Origin of the sequence: Pseudomonas hygromyciniae (assembly GCF_016925675.1) — a bacterium.
GTDB lineage: Bacteria > Pseudomonadota > Gammaproteobacteria > Pseudomonadales > Pseudomonadaceae > Aquipseudomonas > Aquipseudomonas hygromyciniae.
The window spans coordinates 1,562,856-1,577,971 of the sequence record NZ_CP070506.1; the positions used below are offsets into that span (position 1 = coordinate 1,562,856).

The following is a 15,116-nucleotide window of genomic DNA, read 5'->3' on the forward strand; positions in this document are numbered from 1 at the left end:
AAAGGAGAGCGTATGACGGTCCAAGCCAAGCTGGCGGTGAGCCTGCTGTTGTTGGGGTTGAGTGCGTCGGCGTGGTCGGCGAAAAAAGTCGACCTCGATTATCACGTCAAACTGTTGCCCCAGAGCGATCAGGCCGAAGTCCGTTTGAGCCTGTCCCAGGGCTCGGCGGTACGCAGCCTGGACTTCGATTTGGGACGCGACGGTGACTACAGCGACTTCAAGGCCGACGGCCAGTGGCAGGTCAGGCCAGACGCGGGGGCCAGCCGTGGCCTGTGGCAGCCGGGCGCCGACAAGGCCAGCCTGACCTACCGCGTGCGCTTGAGCCATGCGCGCAAGGCCGGCATCTACGAATCGCGCATGACCCCCAGTTGGGCGCTGTTTCGCGGCGAGGACCTGGTGCCGGCGGCCCGTCTTGATCAGCAGGACGGCGTGGAACTGGTATCGCGGCTGACCTTCGAGCTGCCGGCGGGGTGGAAAAGCGTCGAGACGCCCTGGCCGCGGATCGGCAAGCACAAATTCCGTATCGACAATGTGTCCCGCCTGTTCGACCGGCCTACCGGCTGGATGCTCGCCGGCAACCTGGGCAGCCGCCGGGTGCGCCTGGGCGAAACCGAAATCACCGTGACCTCGCCCAAGGGGCAGGCCATGCGGCGTATGGATGTGCTGACGTTACTGACGTTCGTCTGGCCTCAGGTACAAGCGGCGTTTCCCAGGCACCCGGCCAAGCTGCTGGTAGTGGGCGCCAGCGACCCAATACGCAGTGGCGCCTTCGCCGGACGCGACTCGGTGTACCTCAGTAGTCGCACGCCGCTGGTCAGCGAGAACGGCAGCAGCCCATTGATTCGTGAAGTGGTGCAAGCCATCGGCCGCTTCAACGACCATCAGGGCAGCGACTGGATCAGTGAAGGGCTTTCGGAGTACTACGCCATCGAGCTGCTGCGGCGTGCGGGGGGGATCAGCGATGAGCGTTACGCGGCGATCCAGGCGCGCTTGAGCAAGGACGGCAAGGGCGTGACCACGTTACGCGGCGAGCACGTCAGCGGTGCCACGGTGGCGCGCGCGGTGGTGGTGTTGCAGGAGCTGGATCGGGAAATTCGCCTGAAAACCCATAACAAGCGTTCGCTGGATGACCTGACACAGGCGCTGATGCGCCTGGACAGCATCAGTACCAAGGAGTTTGTACAGTTGGCGGAAAGCGTGATCGGCGAGTCTTCAGTGGTGCTCGACAGCAAGCTGCTGCACTGACCGGGCCCGTGTAGGCGCTGGCTTGCCAGCGATGCAGGCACCTCGGCCGATCAGATACACCGAGGTGATGCTATCGCTGGCAAGCCAGCTCCCACAGTTTGATTGGGGGTCAGCCGGTGGTTTTTTCGGCAGCCACTTCAGCCCGGGTCTTGAGGTTCTTCAACTCCTCGCCGGCGCGCTCGATCTTGGTCCGCACACTATTCATATCCTGGCGGCTTTTTTCCAGCAGCGACTTGGCCGAGCTATGGCCGCTGATCCCGCGCGCCAATGCCACGCCGCCAATCGCCACCTGGATCAGGCCGAAAAAACCGCCCCGGCGAATGCCCTTGCCCATCATCACCACGCCACCGGCCAGGGAGCCGATGCGCTCCCAGCCCTGGACGTTCTGGGTCGGCTGGGTCTGGAACGGCGTCGATTCAATCACAGGGTTGAGGGTTCTGCTGTCGCTCATGGTCTGTCTCCAACAAAGGGCCATTGATATGCAACTGACTGTCGGCAGCTCGAGGATGTTCCCACAAAGTCAGTACTTGGGCCCCGAACGGGTGTTATTGCCCTTGGCCAGGCGGTCGTAGAGCACCACATTGACGGTGGCCGCCAGGTTCATGCAGCCGGTGGTCGGGATGTAGATCACGTCTTCGCACCAGTCGCGGATCTCTTTGTCGAGGGAGCCGTCTTCAGGGCCGAAGATATACAGCGCCCGATCAGGATGGGTGTATTCCGGCAGCGGCCGGGCGCCCTCTACCAGTTCCACGGCGACCGGGATGCAGCCCAGGGGCAGGATTTTCTTCAGATCGTCGATGCCGATCAGCGGGATATCGTGGTGGACCTTCTTGGTGTCGGTAATAAAGTCCCGGGCCCGCTCATAACGCTTACCGGTGTAGAACACCGAAGCCACCCCATAGCAGCCGGCGGCACGCATGACCGAGCCAACGTTTTCGGGGGATTTGGGGTTGTACAGACCGATGCAGCTGTAGCGTTTATTGCCCACGGGAGAGGGTGCCTTCGAGAAAAACCGCGATTATACGGGGATTGCTGTGGCTAATGGGCTTGTTGTGGGAGGGCTTTATATGGCTGGAGTGGCTTGTATTGTGGCGAGGGGGCTTGTCCCCCGATGGGCTGCGCAGCAGCCCTAAAACCATTCCCCAAGGAGTGCCTGATACACCCCATTCTGCCTGATTGGGGCTGCTACGCAGCCCCGCGGGGGCGATACGGCGTCCCGGCGAGCCCCCTCGCCACAATCAGTCGTCCTTCTTCATCAACCCCGCCAACGCTGCAAACGGGTTGTGCGTAGCCTTGGCAATGGTCGGGCTGCTGGTGGAGCCTTCGCCGAAGTACTGTTGGTCGGTATAGCGCGAGTGCTCGTTGTCGTGGCAATACAGGCAGAGCAATTCCCAGTTGGAACCGTCCTGGGGATTGTCGTCATGGTTGTGGTTGCGGTGGTGCACGGTCAGTTCGCTGAGGCGCTTGCCTGCGAATTCACGGGCGCAGCGGCCACACACGTGGGGGTACATTTTCAGGGCTTTGTCGCGGTAGCCCATTTCCCGGTCGCGCTGGGCATCGGCGAGGATGCGGTCCAGCTTGGCGGTGTGGGAGGGCGGGTTGGTCGAGCTCATCATGGCTCCTGTTCATTTATTGGATAGGTCACGGTTGACGTTGATTCTAGCTGCTCGCCTGGCAATTTGCCTCAGCCCTTGAGCTTCTCGGCAATCCAGATGGTATGCCGGGTGCCCTTGTTGCCATGGGCAAAGACTTGCACTTCTTCGGCCTTGAAGCCGGCCTTGCGCAGCTTGTCGCTGAACTGCTTGTCGGCGCTGGCCGACCACACGGCCAGCACGCCCTTGGGGCGCAGGGCCTTGGCGCAGGCGCTGAGGCCGCCGGCGGAGTACAGCCAGCTGTTGGCTTTTTGCGTCAGGCCTTCGGGGCCGTTGTCGACGTCGAGCATGATCGCATCAAAGCCCTGGGGCTCGGCCTGCAAGACCTTGGCCACGTCTTCCAGGCGGATCACGGTGCGCGGGTCCTGCAACGGGTTGCCGGATTTTTCCCCAAGGGGGCCGCGATTCCACTCCACTACGCCCGGCACCAACTCTGCCACGACCACTTGCGCCGTCTTGCCCAGGTGCTTGAGCGCCGAGGCCAGGGTGAAGCCCATGCCCAGGCCACCAATCAATACCCGTGAACCGGGGCGTCCGGCGACTTTGCGGCAGGGAATTTCTGCCAAGGCGTCTTCGGAACCGTGCATGCGCGTGTTCATCAATTGCCCGCCGTCACCACCCTGGATCTTGATCACAAAATCCTCGCCGTACTCGAACAGGCACAGGGCGCCGCCGTTGTCGGGGATGGGGGTGGTGTCGAGCAGCACGAAACGTTTCATGGAAATCTCATTGGGAAGGGCATTCTTGCGCGGTTGGGAGTAGCCTTGGGACTGATTAACAGTCAGGCCATGGAGCCATCGATGAAGTGCAGCATTCTAGCGGTCATTGTAGGGAGTGTGCTCACATTGGGTGCCGCACACGCCCAGCAGTTGCAACCCGTGCCGAACACACCGGCGACCACCACGGGTGCACCGGGTACTGCAACGCCGACCCCTTATCCGCAAGTCACACCGCCGACAGCGCCCAAGCCACAAGGGACCGGGGCGCCGTTGTTGCCGCCGATTGAAATGCCCAAGCCGCCCAAGGACCAGACCTTGCCCGGCTTGCAACAAAACGACAGCAAGCCGAAGCCACCGGCGGCGGGTTCTTAAACCAACCCCAGGGCCTTGAACACAAAGGCGTATTCCAGGGCGACATCACGCAAGCCCTGGTAGCGCCCGCTCATGCCGCCATGGCCGGCGCCCAGTTCGGTCTTGAGCAGCAGCAGGTTGTCGTCGGTCTTGGTGGCGCGCAACTTGGCCACCCATTTGGCGGCTTCCCAGTACTGCACACGGCTGTCGTTATAGCCGGCGATCACCAGCATCGCCGGGTAGGCCTGGGCGCTGACGTTTTCGTACGGCGCATAGGCCTTGATCCGGGCGTACACCTCGGGTTCCTGTGGGTTACCCCACTCGTCATATTCAGTGATGGTCAGTGGCAGGTCCGGGTCGAGCATGGTGTTGAGCACATCGACAAAGGGCACTTCGGCAATCGCTGCCTGGAACAGTGCCGGGCGCTGGTTGAGCACGGCACCGATCAACAGCCCGCCGGCGCTGCCGCCGCTGATGGCCAGTTGCTTGGAAGTGGTCAGGCCTTGGGCGATCAAGTGTTCGGCACAGGCAATAAAGTCGCTGAAGGTGTTTTGTTTGTGCTCCTGCTTGCCGGCGCGGTACCAGGCTTCGCCCAGTTCGCCGCCGCCACGTACGTGGGCGATGGCAAACGCCACCCCCCGGTCCAACAGGCTCAGGCGCGCATGGGAGAACCACGGGTCCAGGCTTGAACCGTAGGCACCGTAGCCATACAGGTACAGCGGCGTTGGCTGGCCCACCTGGTCGCGCTTGACCACCAGGCTGATCGGCACCTGGGTACCATCGGCAGACGTCGCCCACAGTCGCTGGCTGACATAGTCGTCAGCGTTGAACTCACCCAACACCGGGGTTTGCTTGAGCACCTGCTGTGCGCCGCTGGCCAGTTCCAACTGACGAACCTGCGCCGGGCGATTCAGCGCTTCGTAACGCAGGCGGATCTTGTCGCTGTCGAACTCCAGGCTGTTTTGCACATACAGGCTGTAGGCCGCGTCTGGCAGTTCCACGCGATAGCTCGGCAGACCTTGTGGGTGCACGTCGATCACTGGCAGGCCGCCAATGCGCAGGCTCAGGGTCATGGCACGGGCATTGAGCGTCACGCCATCAAGCATCACCGCGTCATCGTGGGCAATCAGGTTGTGCCACTGCTCTTGGCTGGGCACGCTGCCGTTGTCCGCCGCCTGGAACAGCGCAAAGTTGATGCCGTCGCGGTTGCTGCGAATAAACCAGGTCCACTGGTCGTCCAGCTTGCCGTGGTCGACATCGTATTCATGGCCTTCAACCCGTGGCGCCAGGCAGGCAAATGCCTGTTGCGGCTGCTCGGCGTCCAGGGCCCAGATTTCACTGGTGGTCTTGCTGCCCAGGGCCAGGAGCAGTTGGCGCTCGGAACTGGAGCGGTAGCAATGCAGGAAGAAGCGGCCGTCGGGCTCGTGGAACACCTCCTCGGCAACCGTACCGTCCAGGCGGTAGCGATACAGTTTGTGTGGGCGATGGGTGTCGTCCAGTTCGCCGAAGAACAGCGTCAGGCTGTCGTTGGCCCAGGTCATGCTGCCGTCGCAATTTTCGAACGTCAGTTCGCTGACCTTGCCTGAAGACAATTCCTTCACGTACAGGGTGTAGATCTCTTCGCCATTGGTATCCAGGCTGTAGGCCAGACGCTTATGGTCCGGGCTGATGCTGAAGGCACCGAGGGAGAAAAACCCACCATTGGCCAGCACATTCGGGTCCAGCAGCAATTCTTCGGCGCTTTCATCGATCTGCTGGCTGTCGTCGGCCGGGCGCGGGCAGCGGTAGTGGCGTGGGTATTCGTCACCGGCGGTGGTGCGCGTGTAGTACAGATAGGGCCCCCAGGGCGAGGGCAGTGACAGATCGGTCTCGAGGATGCGCCCCTTGATCTCTTGAAACAGCGTTTCGCGCAGCTCTTTTTGATCATCGAGCTGTGCCTCTTGCCAGGCATTTTCGGCCTTGAGGTAGTCGAGCACCTCGCTGCTGTCGCGTTCCTGCAACCAGGCATACGGGTCCTGGCCTGGGGCGCTGCGGGCAATCGGGGCGGCAGTGATGTGGGTCGATGGAGGCATGGATCACTCTCTGTCTGGCGGTGGGCCGACGGCATTGCAGCCGTGGCACGGAAAAGCCGTTATCATACGGGCCTGTTTGCCTACCTTGCCATGGACACCATGACCGAGAACGACTATCTGACCGCTTGGGGCCTCTACGCCTTCGCCGCTTTGGGCTGCCTGTTGGTATGGTTTCGCCTGACCCGCTGGATCTGGCGCTGGCTGCGCGAACCGCTGCGGTTGCTGATGGCGGTGCTGCTGTTAAGCCCGACCATTGTCGACCCGGTCAAGGAGCAGTTTGCCCCGGCCGTGGCCATCACCGCCCTGGATCTGTTGCTCAAAGTGGGCAATAACGCCTGGCGGGCGGTGTCCGACTTGCTGATGTACGCCATGATCGCCTTTGGCCTGTACCTGGTCTTTGTGCTGATCCGCTGGCCCATCGAGCGTGCCGCCAAGGCCCGGCGTGAGCAGAAGGCCGCCGCTGCGGCAGCGGTTGCGGCCGAGCCAGAAGACGACGAACCCTATGGCCGTGCGCCGGCCCCTGTCAGTGGTATGCGGGTCGAGCCGCGTCTTTAACGTTGTAAGCCCTGCATCGAGAGTCCTGGCATGTGTGAATTATTGGGCATGAGTGCCAACGTACCGACCGATATCGTATTCAGCTTCACCGGGCTGATGCAGCGCGGCGGGCGCACTGGGCCGCATCGCGATGGCTGGGGCATTGCTTTCTACGAGGGCCGTGGCCTGCGCTTGTTCCAGGACCCGGCTGCCAGCAGCGAGTCTGAGGTGGCGCTGCTGGTGCAGCGTTATCCCATCAAGAGCGAAGTGGTGATTGGCCATATCCGCCAGGCCAACGTCGGCAAGGTCAGCCTGTCCAACACCCATCCGTTCGTGCGCGAACTGTGGGGGCGCAACTGGTGTTTTGCCCATAACGGTCAACTCGCCGACTTCACGCCCCAGGCCACGTTTTACCGGCCGGTGGGCGACACCGACAGCGAAGCGGCGTTCTGTGACCTGCTCAACCGTATTCGTGAGGCGTTTCCCGAGCCGGTGGATATCGAGCAAGTGCTGCCGGACCTGATCGCCGCCTGCGCCGAATACCGCAGTAAAGGCGTGTTCAACTGCCTGCTCAGTGATGGTGATTGGCTGTTCTGCTACTGCTCGACCAAACTGGCACAGATCACCCGTCGCGCGCCCTTTGGCCCTGCGCGCCTGAAAGATGTCGACGTGATCGTCGATTTTCAGGCCGAAACCACGCCAAACGATGTCGTAACGGTGATTGCCACCGAACCCTTGACCGAAAACGAGACCTGGACCCGCTACGAACCGGGCCAGTGGAGCCTGTGGCGGCGCGGCGAATGCGTGCGCCAGGGTACAACCGCATAAGGACGTCGATTATGTTGCTCAGCTATCTGCGCCTGGTGTTGTTTGCCATCGGCTTGTTGGTCGGGGTGCAAGTCCCGGGGTTTATCAACGACTACGCCAAGCGCGTCGAAGCCCATTTGATCGAAGCCCAGACCGGCCTGCGCGGGTTTGAAAGCACCGCGCAGCAGTTCTTCAATGGCGATTTGCAGGCATTGGTGGCGCATTACCGCGCCAGTGAGGATCCGGTGTTCCGCAGCGATGCCAACAGCCTTGGTAGCTTGCTCGATCGCCAGGTCGCGCTAGACAAGCAATTCCAGGCCATGCAGGGGCCGTGGTACATCCGCGCCTTGCAGGTGGCGGTGGCCGCCGACCCGGATATCCGCAAGGAAACCTGGAATGGCTACAGCTACCAGATCCTCCTGACCCCCGAGGCCATGGGCTGGGGCCTGGGCGGGGCGATGCTGTTGTCGTTCGGCCTGGAATGCCTGTTCCGCCTGATCGACTGGGTGGTACTGGGTGGCAAGCGTCTGCGCCAGAGCCGACCGATTGAAGAGCGGGACCTCAAGGGTTTGTAAGTCCAAATATGGAACGGGGCTTGTGTAGGCGCAGGCTTGCCTGCGATGCACAGAGGTATCTACACAACTTCCAGAATTGACGAACCTCCCTTGTGGCGAGCGGGCTTGCCCCGCGCTGGGCTGCGAAGCAGCCCTAAAAACAGGCGCCGCAGTTAACCTGAACGTCCGTGGAGGTCTTATTGGGGCTGCTTTGCAGCCCAGCGCGGGGCAAGCCCGCTCGCCACAACAGCCCTCTCTGCTTGGATTTACGCGTTGCGGCAAAAATGCTGCGGTTCACAGGCAAGCCAGCCCCCGCCGTCTCAATCGGATTTCTTTAGTGAGGGCGGGTGGCTGAGCACCATGCGCTCTTCACCCACGTCCTCGGCATACCGCGCCACCACGCTCTGGCACAACGCAACAATCTCCTCCACCAACTCCACGCCCACCCGCCACGACACTACCACCTGTAGGTTCGGCAGGCGCTGCGCCATCGGCAGCATGACCAATTCGCCCCGCGCCAACTCTTCGCTGACCAGCACCGGCGGCAACGCGCCGATACCGAAACCGTCGCGTAGCAAGCGGGTGATGGCCGACACCGAGTTCACACAGTTCATGCGCGGCGCCGCCACACCATGGGCCTGCATCAGGCTCAACACGTCCTGGTGCGGGTGGGAGTTTTTCGAATAGGTGATGATCCGCTCCTGGGCCAGCTCGGCGAGGGAGGCGTAGTCGCGGTTGTAGATGGAATGGCTGGCGACGATCCAGCCCATGGGGTGACTGGCCAGTTCCAGGCTGCGCACCGATTCCTGGCGCAGCAGGTCGGTCTGCAGGATCAGATCAAGAAAGCCTTTTTGCAGCTGATCGCAGAGGTTCAGTGCGGTATCGGCGACCAACTCGATTTCCACCAGGGGGAAGTGGTCCATCAGTTCGGTCACCAACGGGCTGAGCCAGGTATGGATCACCGTGTCCATCGCGCCGATGCGAATGCGTCCGACCTTGCTGCTGGTGGTTTCCAGCGACTGCTTGAGCCCCTGCATGGTGACCATCATCTGCTCGGCATAATCGAGCACCTTCATCCCATCCGGGGTCAGGCTCACACCTCGCGAGTCCCGCAGGAACAGTTTCACCCCCAGCTCGCTTTCCAGTACCGCAATGCGGCTGGAGATCGAGGCCTGGGTGGTGAACAGCTTCTCTGCGGTCAGCCGGAAGCTCTTGAGCCGGGCCACCCAGACGAAGGTTTCGAGGAACTTCAAATTCATGGGATCAACTTTTTCTTATGCATGGATCGGTTTTTATTAGTTGGACGCAGCAGGGGCTGCGCGCCAAAAATCGGGCTGTCTCACGATAAGCGTCGTCGGGGCTCAGGACAACATCGTTGCGGGATCTTGGTAAAAGATCCCACACTACAAAAAAATAAAGCCTACAGGAGTCCTCACCGTGAGCCGCCTGCTATTGAATTGCGACATCGGCGAAAGTTTTGGCGCCTGGACCATGGGTCTGGATGCCGAGGTCATGCCATTTATCGATTGCGCCAACATTGCCTGCGGCTTCCATGCCGGCGACCCAGGCATCATGCGCAAGACCGTCGCCCTGGCATTGCAGCATGGCGTGCAGATCGGTGCGCACCCGGCTTATCAGGACCTGGCAGGCTTTGGCCGCCGCTCCATGGCGTATGCGCCTGAGGAAATCCAGGACCTGCTGCATTACCAGATCGGGGCCCTCGACGGTATCTGCCGGGCCCAGGGTGGTCGGGTCAGCTACGTCAAGCCTCATGGCGCGATGTACAACGACATGATGGCCAAGCCTGCACAGCTGCGCGCGGTGATCCAGGCCGTGGCGGCGTACGACGCCAGCCTGCCGTTGATGCTCATGGCCACCCGTGACAACCGCGCCGCCCAGGCCCTGGGTGATGAGTATGGCGTGACCCTGTGGTTCGAAGCCTTTGCCGACCGTGCCTACGACAACGCCGGGCACCTGGTCTCGCGCCAGTTGCCGGGCGCGGTGCATCACGATGCGCAGGTCATCCTTCAGCAGGCCCTGACCATTGCCCGTGGTGAAACCCTGGTCGCCAGCGATGGCAGCCCCTTGCTGTTGCAGGCCGACACCCTCTGTGTGCATGGCGATAACGCCAGTTCGGTGGCAGCGGTGCAGCGCATTCGCCAGGCGTTGACGCCACCATGAAGCCACGGATTGAAGTAGTCGCCATCGATTGCCTGATGGTGCGCCTGTTTGATGGGATCGCCGAAGACAACATGCCCTGGATGCTTGCCGCCACGCGCCGGCTGCGCGAGGGGTTTGGCGTGGCGCTGGTGGACCTGGTGCCTTCCTACACGACCTTGATGGTGCATTACGACCTGCTGGCGCTGAATCCCACACAGGCCCGGGAGCTGATCGACCAGGCCCTGACAGACTTGCAGCCACAGGCCCAAGGCAGCGGGCAGTGTCACGTATTGCCGGTGTGGTATGACCTGAGCGTCGGCCCTGAACTGACCTTGCTCGCCCAGCGCAGCGGGCTGGCGGTCAACGAGGTGATTCGCCGGCACAGCCAGCATCAATACCAGGTCTTCGCCCTCGGTTTTGCCCCCGGTTTTGCCTTTATGGGCCTGGTGGAAGAACAGCTCGCCGCGCCACGCCTGAACACCCCGCGCAAACGCGTGGCGCCGGGCAGCGTCGGCATCGCCGAGCGGCAGACCGCAGCCTACCCAGTGGAGTCCCCAGGGGGCTGGAACCTGATCGGCCGCACCCCGGCCAAACTGTTCGACCGCGAGCGCGACGGCTACAGCCTGATGCAGCCGGGCGACAGTGTGCGTTTCGAAGCCATTGGCCGCGCTGAATTTATCAACCTGGGGGGCGATGACACGCCTTTGGAGGCCCAGGCATGAGCCGTTTGTTGATCGAAGCCAGCACCGCGCTGTGCCTGTTGCAGGACGCCGGGCGTTTTGGTGTGCGGCATTTGGGCGTGACCCAGGGCGGCGCTCTGGATTGGGTATCGATGTCCTGGGCCAACTGGCTGCTGGGCAACCCGCTGGATGCGCCGGTGGTGGAAATCACCCTGGGCGGTTTTACCGTGCTGGCTGAGGACTATTGCGTGCTGGCCCTGGCGGGCGCGGACTTGGGTGCGTTTATCGACGAGCGCGCCATCAGCCCGGGCCGCAGTTTCATTCTGCAAAAAGGCCAGCGTTTGCGCTTCACCCAACCATTCCGTGGTGCGCGGGCTTACCTGGCGGCGCCGGGAGGTTTTGATGCGCCCAAGGTGCTGGGCAGTTGTGCCAGCGTCGGGCGCGAGGCCTTGGGCGGTTTGGACGGGTTTGGCCGGGCCCTGGCTGAAGGGGCGTTGCTGGCCTATTGCGGCACGAGCAGTCATTTGCGTGAGTTGCCTGTGGAGCAATTGCACCCTGCGGCGCCCCTGGACGTGATTCTCGGTGCGCAGATCGGCCAGTTCAGCGGCCAGAGCCTGTTCGATGTGTTTAACACCGAATGGGCCCTGGACAGCCGCGCCGATCGCATGGGCATGCGCTTGCTGGGCACGCCGCTGGCGTATCAAGGAGCGTCGCTGATCTCCGAAGGCATCCCATTGGGCGCGATCCAGGTACCGCCGGATGGGCAGCCGATTGTGTTGCTCAATGATCGCCAGACCATTGGCGGCTATCCGCGATTGGGCGCGTTGACGCCGTTGTCATTGGCGCGCTTGGCCCAGTGCCTGCCGGGGGAGAAAGTGCGGTTGGCGCCGGTGATGCAGGAGACGGCGTACCGGGAGCATCTCAAGTCTTTGCAGCGATTTGCGACGCCCTAGAGAACACTGCAAAACCAAGTGTGGGAGCGGGTTTGCTCGCGATAGCAGTGGGTCAGTCACTGTTGTACTGACTGATACACCGCTATCGCGAGCAAGCCCGCTCCCACATTTGGATCTGCATCCAGGCAGAAAATGATTTATTTGGAAAGAAAACGCATCCCTTCTTCCAACCCGCGCAAGGTCAGCGGATACATCTGGTCCTCAATCAAATCCCGCACGATATTGGTCGATGAGGTATAGCCCCAGGTATCTTTCGGATACGGGTTAATCCAGATCAGCTTCTTGTACTTCTCCATGAACCGCTGCATCCACACATACCCCGGCTCCTCGTTCCAGTGCTCCACGCTGCCACCGGCCTGGGTGATTTCGTAAGGTGCCATGGCCGCGTCGCCGATAAAGATCACCTTGTAGTCGGCGCCGTACTTGTGCAGCAGGTCCTGGGTCGAGGTGCGCTCGGAAGTGCGGCGCATGTTGTTCTTCCACACGGATTCATAAATGAAGTTGTGGAAGTAGAAGTACTCCAGGTGCTTGAACTCGGTCTTGCAGGCCGAAAACAGCTCCTCGCAGGTCTTGACGTGGGCATCCATCGATCCGCCGATGTCGAACAGCAACAGCAATTTGACCGTGTTACGCCGTTCCGGACGCATCTGGATATTCAGCAGACCGGCGTCGCGGGCGGTGTGGTCGATGGTGCCGTCGATATCCAGCTCTTCGGCCGCACCCTGGCGCGCAAATTTGCGCAGGCGGCGCAGGGCCACCTTGATATTGCGCGTGCCCAGTTCTACCGAGTCATCGAGGTTCTTGTACTCGCGTTGGTCCCAGACCTTGACCGCCTTGCCCTGGCGCTTGCCGGCATCGCCCACGCGAATGCCCTCGGGGTTGAAGCCGCCGGAGCCGAACGGGCTGGTGCCGCCGGTACCAATCCATTTGTTGCCGCCGGCGTGGCGTTCCTTTTGTTCTTCCAGGCGTTTCTTGAATTCTTCGATCAGCTTGTCCAGGCCACCCAGGGACTGGATCTGCGCGCGCTCTTCATCGCTCAGCGAACGCTCGAACTCCTTGCGCAGCCAGTCTTCGGGAATCAGCGCCTGCAAGTGATCGTCGAGTTTTTCCAGGCCGTTGAAGTAGGCACCGAAGGCACGGTCGAACTTGTCGAAATGGCGCTCGTCCTTCACCAGGATCGCCCGGGACAAGTAGTAGAACTCGTCCATGTCGGCGAAGGTCACCCGTTGTTTCAGGGCGTTGATCAGGTCCAGCAGTTCACGCACCGAGACCGGCACCTTGGCTGCACGCATTTCATTGAACAGGTTGAGCAGCATGGCAAAAGCCCTTATCGAGTGCCGCGACGGCTCATGAACGCCAGGCGCTCAAGCAGTTGCACATCCTGCTCGTTTTTCACCAGGGCGCCGGCCAGTGGCGGGATAGCCTTGGTCGGATCACGCTCGCGCAGTACCGCTTCGCCGATGTTGTCGGCCATCAGCAGCTTGAGCCAGTCCACCAGTTCGGAGGTGGAGGGTTTTTTCTTCAGGCCCGGCACCTTGCGCACGTCGAAGAACACGTCCAGCGCTTCGCTGACCAGGTCTTTCTTGATATCCGGATAGTGCACGTCGACGATTTTCTGCAGGGTGGTGCGGTCGGGGAAGGCGATGTAGTGGAAGAAGCAGCGACGCAGGAACGCGTCCGGCAGCTCTTTCTCGTTGTTGGAGGTAATGATGATGATCGGGCGCTTCTTGGCCTTGATGGTCTCGTCGATTTCGTAGACGTAGAACTCCATCTTGTCGAGTTCTTGCAGCAGGTCGTTGGGGAATTCGATATCGGCCTTGTCGATCTCGTCGATCAGCAGGATCACCCGCTCATCGGACTCGAAAGCTTCCCACAGCTTGCCCTTCTTCAGGTAGTTGCGCACGTCATGGACCCTGTCCACGCCCAACTGCGAATCGCGCAGGCGGCTGACCGCATCGTATTCATACAGGCCCTGGTGCGCCTTGGTGGTGGACTTGATGTGCCAGGTAATCAAGCGGGCCCCGAACGATTCGGCCAGTTGTTCGGCGAGCATGGTCTTACCGGTGCCCGGCTCGCCCTTGACCAGCAGCGGGCGCTCCAATGTGATGGCAGCGTTGACCGCCAGTTTCAGGTCATCGGTGGCAACGTAGGCCTGGGTGCCTTCGAACTTCATTTCTCAATCCTCGAACATGACGCCGGTAGTCAGCATGCCTGCGACTATAGCGCGCAGCCCCGGTGACTGTGAACGCAGACGGGTTATTCAGTCTCTGAATGACCGGTCACACTAGGGTCAATCCGCGCTGGGCTTGGGTTGTTCGTAGCGGGCATTGAACGCCTGGACAAAACCATTGCGCAAAATCTGCAAAAACGCCTGGAATGCGCTGATATCTTGCTGGTGCACGCTACCACTGAGCTCGACCCGTGTTGCGAACTGGTTTTTGCTCTGGTTCTTCAACACGGTTTCGCTGGCGCCGACCACGGCTTCCCAGATCGAGCGGAAAATCCCCTTGTCCTTATTCTCCACATCCTGCTGCCAGTCGAAGACTTCCACGTCCCGCAACAGTGGCTTGATATAACCGGTCAGTTGGGCTTTTTCGGCCTGGGCCTCGATGACCACGTCGCCGGTGCCGGCATTGAAGTCGAATTTGCCATAGGCCGAGGCGAAGTCGTTCATGCGCTTGAGCTGGATATCACGGGCGCGGAAGCGGAACTCGAAGTCTTCGAAATTGCTCAGCGGGTCGAAGGTCGCGCTGGATTCCAGCGGCGCATGCCCCAGCAACAGGGCCTTGCCGTCGAAGCGGGCATCGCGCTTGCCTTCGACATTCACCACATTGGTCAGGTTATAGAGGCTGGCGTTGACCTGGGTGGCGCCGATGTTGACCGGCGGTTTTGAATTGAAGTTGTGAAAGGCGATCTTGCCGTCGTCGATGCGCACTTCGTTGAGGGTAATGGGCAGCAGCTTGCCCAGTTGTGCCCGCCAGTCGGTGCCGCGACCGGTCTGGGACGCCTGTTTGTTGGGGCCGCCGTCGACGAAGTTGAGTTCTGGCTTGATGAACTGCACTTCGGCCACCACCGCATGGTCGTACCATAAGGAATGCCAGCTGACCGACAGATCGATCACCGGGGCCTTGACGAACGGTACGGGCACCTTGCCATCGACCTTGACGATCTGCAGGCCGTTGATCCGGTACGCGCCGCGCCACAGCGCCAGGTCTACATCAGTCACCTGGCCACGGTAGTCGCCCATATCGGCGAGTTTGTCGTTGAGGTAGTTGCGCACCAGGTAGGGCAGGGCGATATCCAGTGCCACCAGCACGACCACCAGCCCGGCGACCGTCCATAGCGGCCAACTGTAGCGACGCTTCATAGGTTTTTCCTCCCTGTGTATA

At 61.4% G+C, this 15,116-nt stretch carries 17 protein-coding genes; 8 read left to right on the top strand and 9 right to left on the bottom strand.

Annotated features, from left to right (window positions below):
• The first annotated feature begins 12 nt into the window (after positions 1 to 12).
• Entirely contained in the window at positions 13 to 1,245 is a 1,233-nt protein-coding gene (locus JTY93_RS06880) for a hypothetical protein (RefSeq protein WP_205476256.1), read from the top strand.
• Positions 1,246 to 1,354: 109 nt separating this feature from the next.
• Here the strand turns inward: JTY93_RS06880 and JTY93_RS06885 are convergent, their stop codons facing one another.
• The 4 genes from JTY93_RS06885 to JTY93_RS06900 form a co-directional block, all read right to left on the bottom strand.
• On the bottom strand, positions 1,355 to 1,696 hold the full coding sequence (locus tag JTY93_RS06885) for a YgaP family membrane protein (RefSeq protein WP_169993464.1): 342 nt from the start codon (positions 1,694 to 1,696) through the stop codon (positions 1,355 to 1,357).
• A gap of 69 nt (positions 1,697 to 1,765) precedes the next feature.
• A complete protein-coding gene (locus JTY93_RS06890) occupies positions 1,766 to 2,233 on the bottom strand; it encodes an RNA methyltransferase (protein ID WP_003210674.1) in 468 nt (155 codons plus the stop codon).
• Between the two features lie 250 nt (positions 2,234 to 2,483).
• Entirely contained in the window at positions 2,484 to 2,858 is a 375-nt protein-coding gene (locus JTY93_RS06895; protein ID WP_003210675.1) for a YajD family HNH nuclease, read from the bottom strand.
• 71 nt (positions 2,859 to 2,929) lie between these two features.
• The gene (locus JTY93_RS06900) at positions 2,930 to 3,616 is read right to left on the bottom strand and encodes a spermidine synthase (protein WP_070995103.1); all 687 of its coding nucleotides are present in this window, start codon (positions 3,614 to 3,616) and stop codon (positions 2,930 to 2,932) included.
• 81 nt (positions 3,617 to 3,697) lie between these two features.
• Here JTY93_RS06900 and JTY93_RS06905 point away from each other — a divergent pair, with 81 nt between their 5' ends.
• Entirely contained in the window at positions 3,698 to 3,988 is a 291-nt protein-coding gene (locus JTY93_RS06905) for a hypothetical protein (RefSeq protein WP_169993462.1), read from the top strand.
• On the opposite strand, the gene JTY93_RS06910 is transcribed toward JTY93_RS06905, so the two are convergent.
• A complete protein-coding gene (locus JTY93_RS06910) occupies positions 3,985 to 6,039 on the bottom strand; it encodes a S9 family peptidase (RefSeq protein WP_205518984.1) in 2,055 nt (684 codons plus the stop codon). The two genes, JTY93_RS06905 and JTY93_RS06910, sit on opposite strands and share 4 nt — an antisense overlap.
• A gap of 90 nt (positions 6,040 to 6,129) precedes the next feature.
• On the opposite strand from JTY93_RS06910, the gene JTY93_RS06915 reads away from it, so the two are divergent.
• From JTY93_RS06915 to JTY93_RS06925, 3 genes are read left to right on the top strand one after another with little or no spacing between them, the layout of a single operon-like run.
• Positions 6,130 to 6,594 carry an MFS transporter gene (locus JTY93_RS06915; protein WP_225923868.1) on the top strand — a complete coding sequence of 155 codons (465 nt, stop codon included), beginning with the start codon at positions 6,130 to 6,132 and terminating at the stop codon, positions 6,592 to 6,594.
• Between the two features lie 30 nt (positions 6,595 to 6,624).
• Positions 6,625 to 7,401 carry a class II glutamine amidotransferase gene (locus JTY93_RS06920; protein ID WP_029292340.1) on the top strand — a complete coding sequence of 259 codons (777 nt, stop codon included), beginning with the start codon at positions 6,625 to 6,627 and terminating at the stop codon, positions 7,399 to 7,401.
• Between the two features lie 11 nt (positions 7,402 to 7,412).
• Positions 7,413 to 7,955 (top strand): DUF2937 family protein, encoded by a 543-nt coding sequence (locus JTY93_RS06925; protein WP_065943475.1) that lies wholly within the window; start codon positions 7,413 to 7,415, stop codon positions 7,953 to 7,955.
• Positions 7,956 to 8,254: 299 nt separating this feature from the next.
• On the opposite strand, the gene JTY93_RS06930 is transcribed toward JTY93_RS06925, so the two are convergent.
• Positions 8,255 to 9,193 carry a LysR family transcriptional regulator gene (locus JTY93_RS06930; protein WP_205476258.1) on the bottom strand — a complete coding sequence of 313 codons (939 nt, stop codon included), beginning with the start codon at positions 9,191 to 9,193 and terminating at the stop codon, positions 8,255 to 8,257.
• A gap of 178 nt (positions 9,194 to 9,371) precedes the next feature.
• Here JTY93_RS06930 and JTY93_RS06935 point away from each other — a divergent pair, with 178 nt between their 5' ends.
• The 3 genes from JTY93_RS06935 to JTY93_RS06945 are packed head-to-tail and all read left to right on the top strand — an operon-like array spanning position 9,372 to position 11,727.
• Positions 9,372 to 10,115: a 5-oxoprolinase subunit PxpA gene (locus JTY93_RS06935; protein ID WP_169993456.1), complete on the top strand. Its 744-nt coding sequence runs from the start codon at positions 9,372 to 9,374 to the stop codon at positions 10,113 to 10,115.
• Positions 10,112 to 10,816 (top strand): 5-oxoprolinase subunit B family protein, encoded by a 705-nt coding sequence (locus JTY93_RS06940; protein ID WP_205476259.1) that lies wholly within the window; start codon positions 10,112 to 10,114, stop codon positions 10,814 to 10,816. The genes JTY93_RS06935 and JTY93_RS06940 overlap by 4 nt, the downstream gene beginning before the upstream one ends.
• Positions 10,813 to 11,727 carry a 5-oxoprolinase subunit C family protein gene (locus tag JTY93_RS06945; protein ID WP_205476260.1) on the top strand — a complete coding sequence of 305 codons (915 nt, stop codon included), beginning with the start codon at positions 10,813 to 10,815 and terminating at the stop codon, positions 11,725 to 11,727. The genes JTY93_RS06940 and JTY93_RS06945 overlap by 4 nt, the downstream gene beginning before the upstream one ends.
• Positions 11,728 to 11,864: 137 nt before the next feature.
• Here the strand turns inward: JTY93_RS06945 and JTY93_RS06950 are convergent, their stop codons facing one another.
• From JTY93_RS06950 to JTY93_RS06960, 3 genes are all read right to left on the bottom strand, one after another.
• The gene (locus tag JTY93_RS06950; RefSeq protein ID WP_057441266.1) at positions 11,865 to 13,043 is read right to left on the bottom strand and encodes a vWA domain-containing protein; all 1,179 of its coding nucleotides are present in this window, start codon (positions 13,041 to 13,043) and stop codon (positions 11,865 to 11,867) included.
• 11 nt (positions 13,044 to 13,054) lie between these two features.
• The gene (locus JTY93_RS06955; protein WP_205476261.1) at positions 13,055 to 13,900 is read right to left on the bottom strand and encodes an AAA family ATPase; all 846 of its coding nucleotides are present in this window, start codon (positions 13,898 to 13,900) and stop codon (positions 13,055 to 13,057) included.
• A gap of 117 nt (positions 13,901 to 14,017) precedes the next feature.
• A complete protein-coding gene (locus tag JTY93_RS06960) occupies positions 14,018 to 15,094 on the bottom strand; it encodes a DUF748 domain-containing protein (RefSeq protein WP_205476262.1) in 1,077 nt (358 codons plus the stop codon).
• Positions 15,095 to 15,116 lie beyond the last annotated feature (22 nt).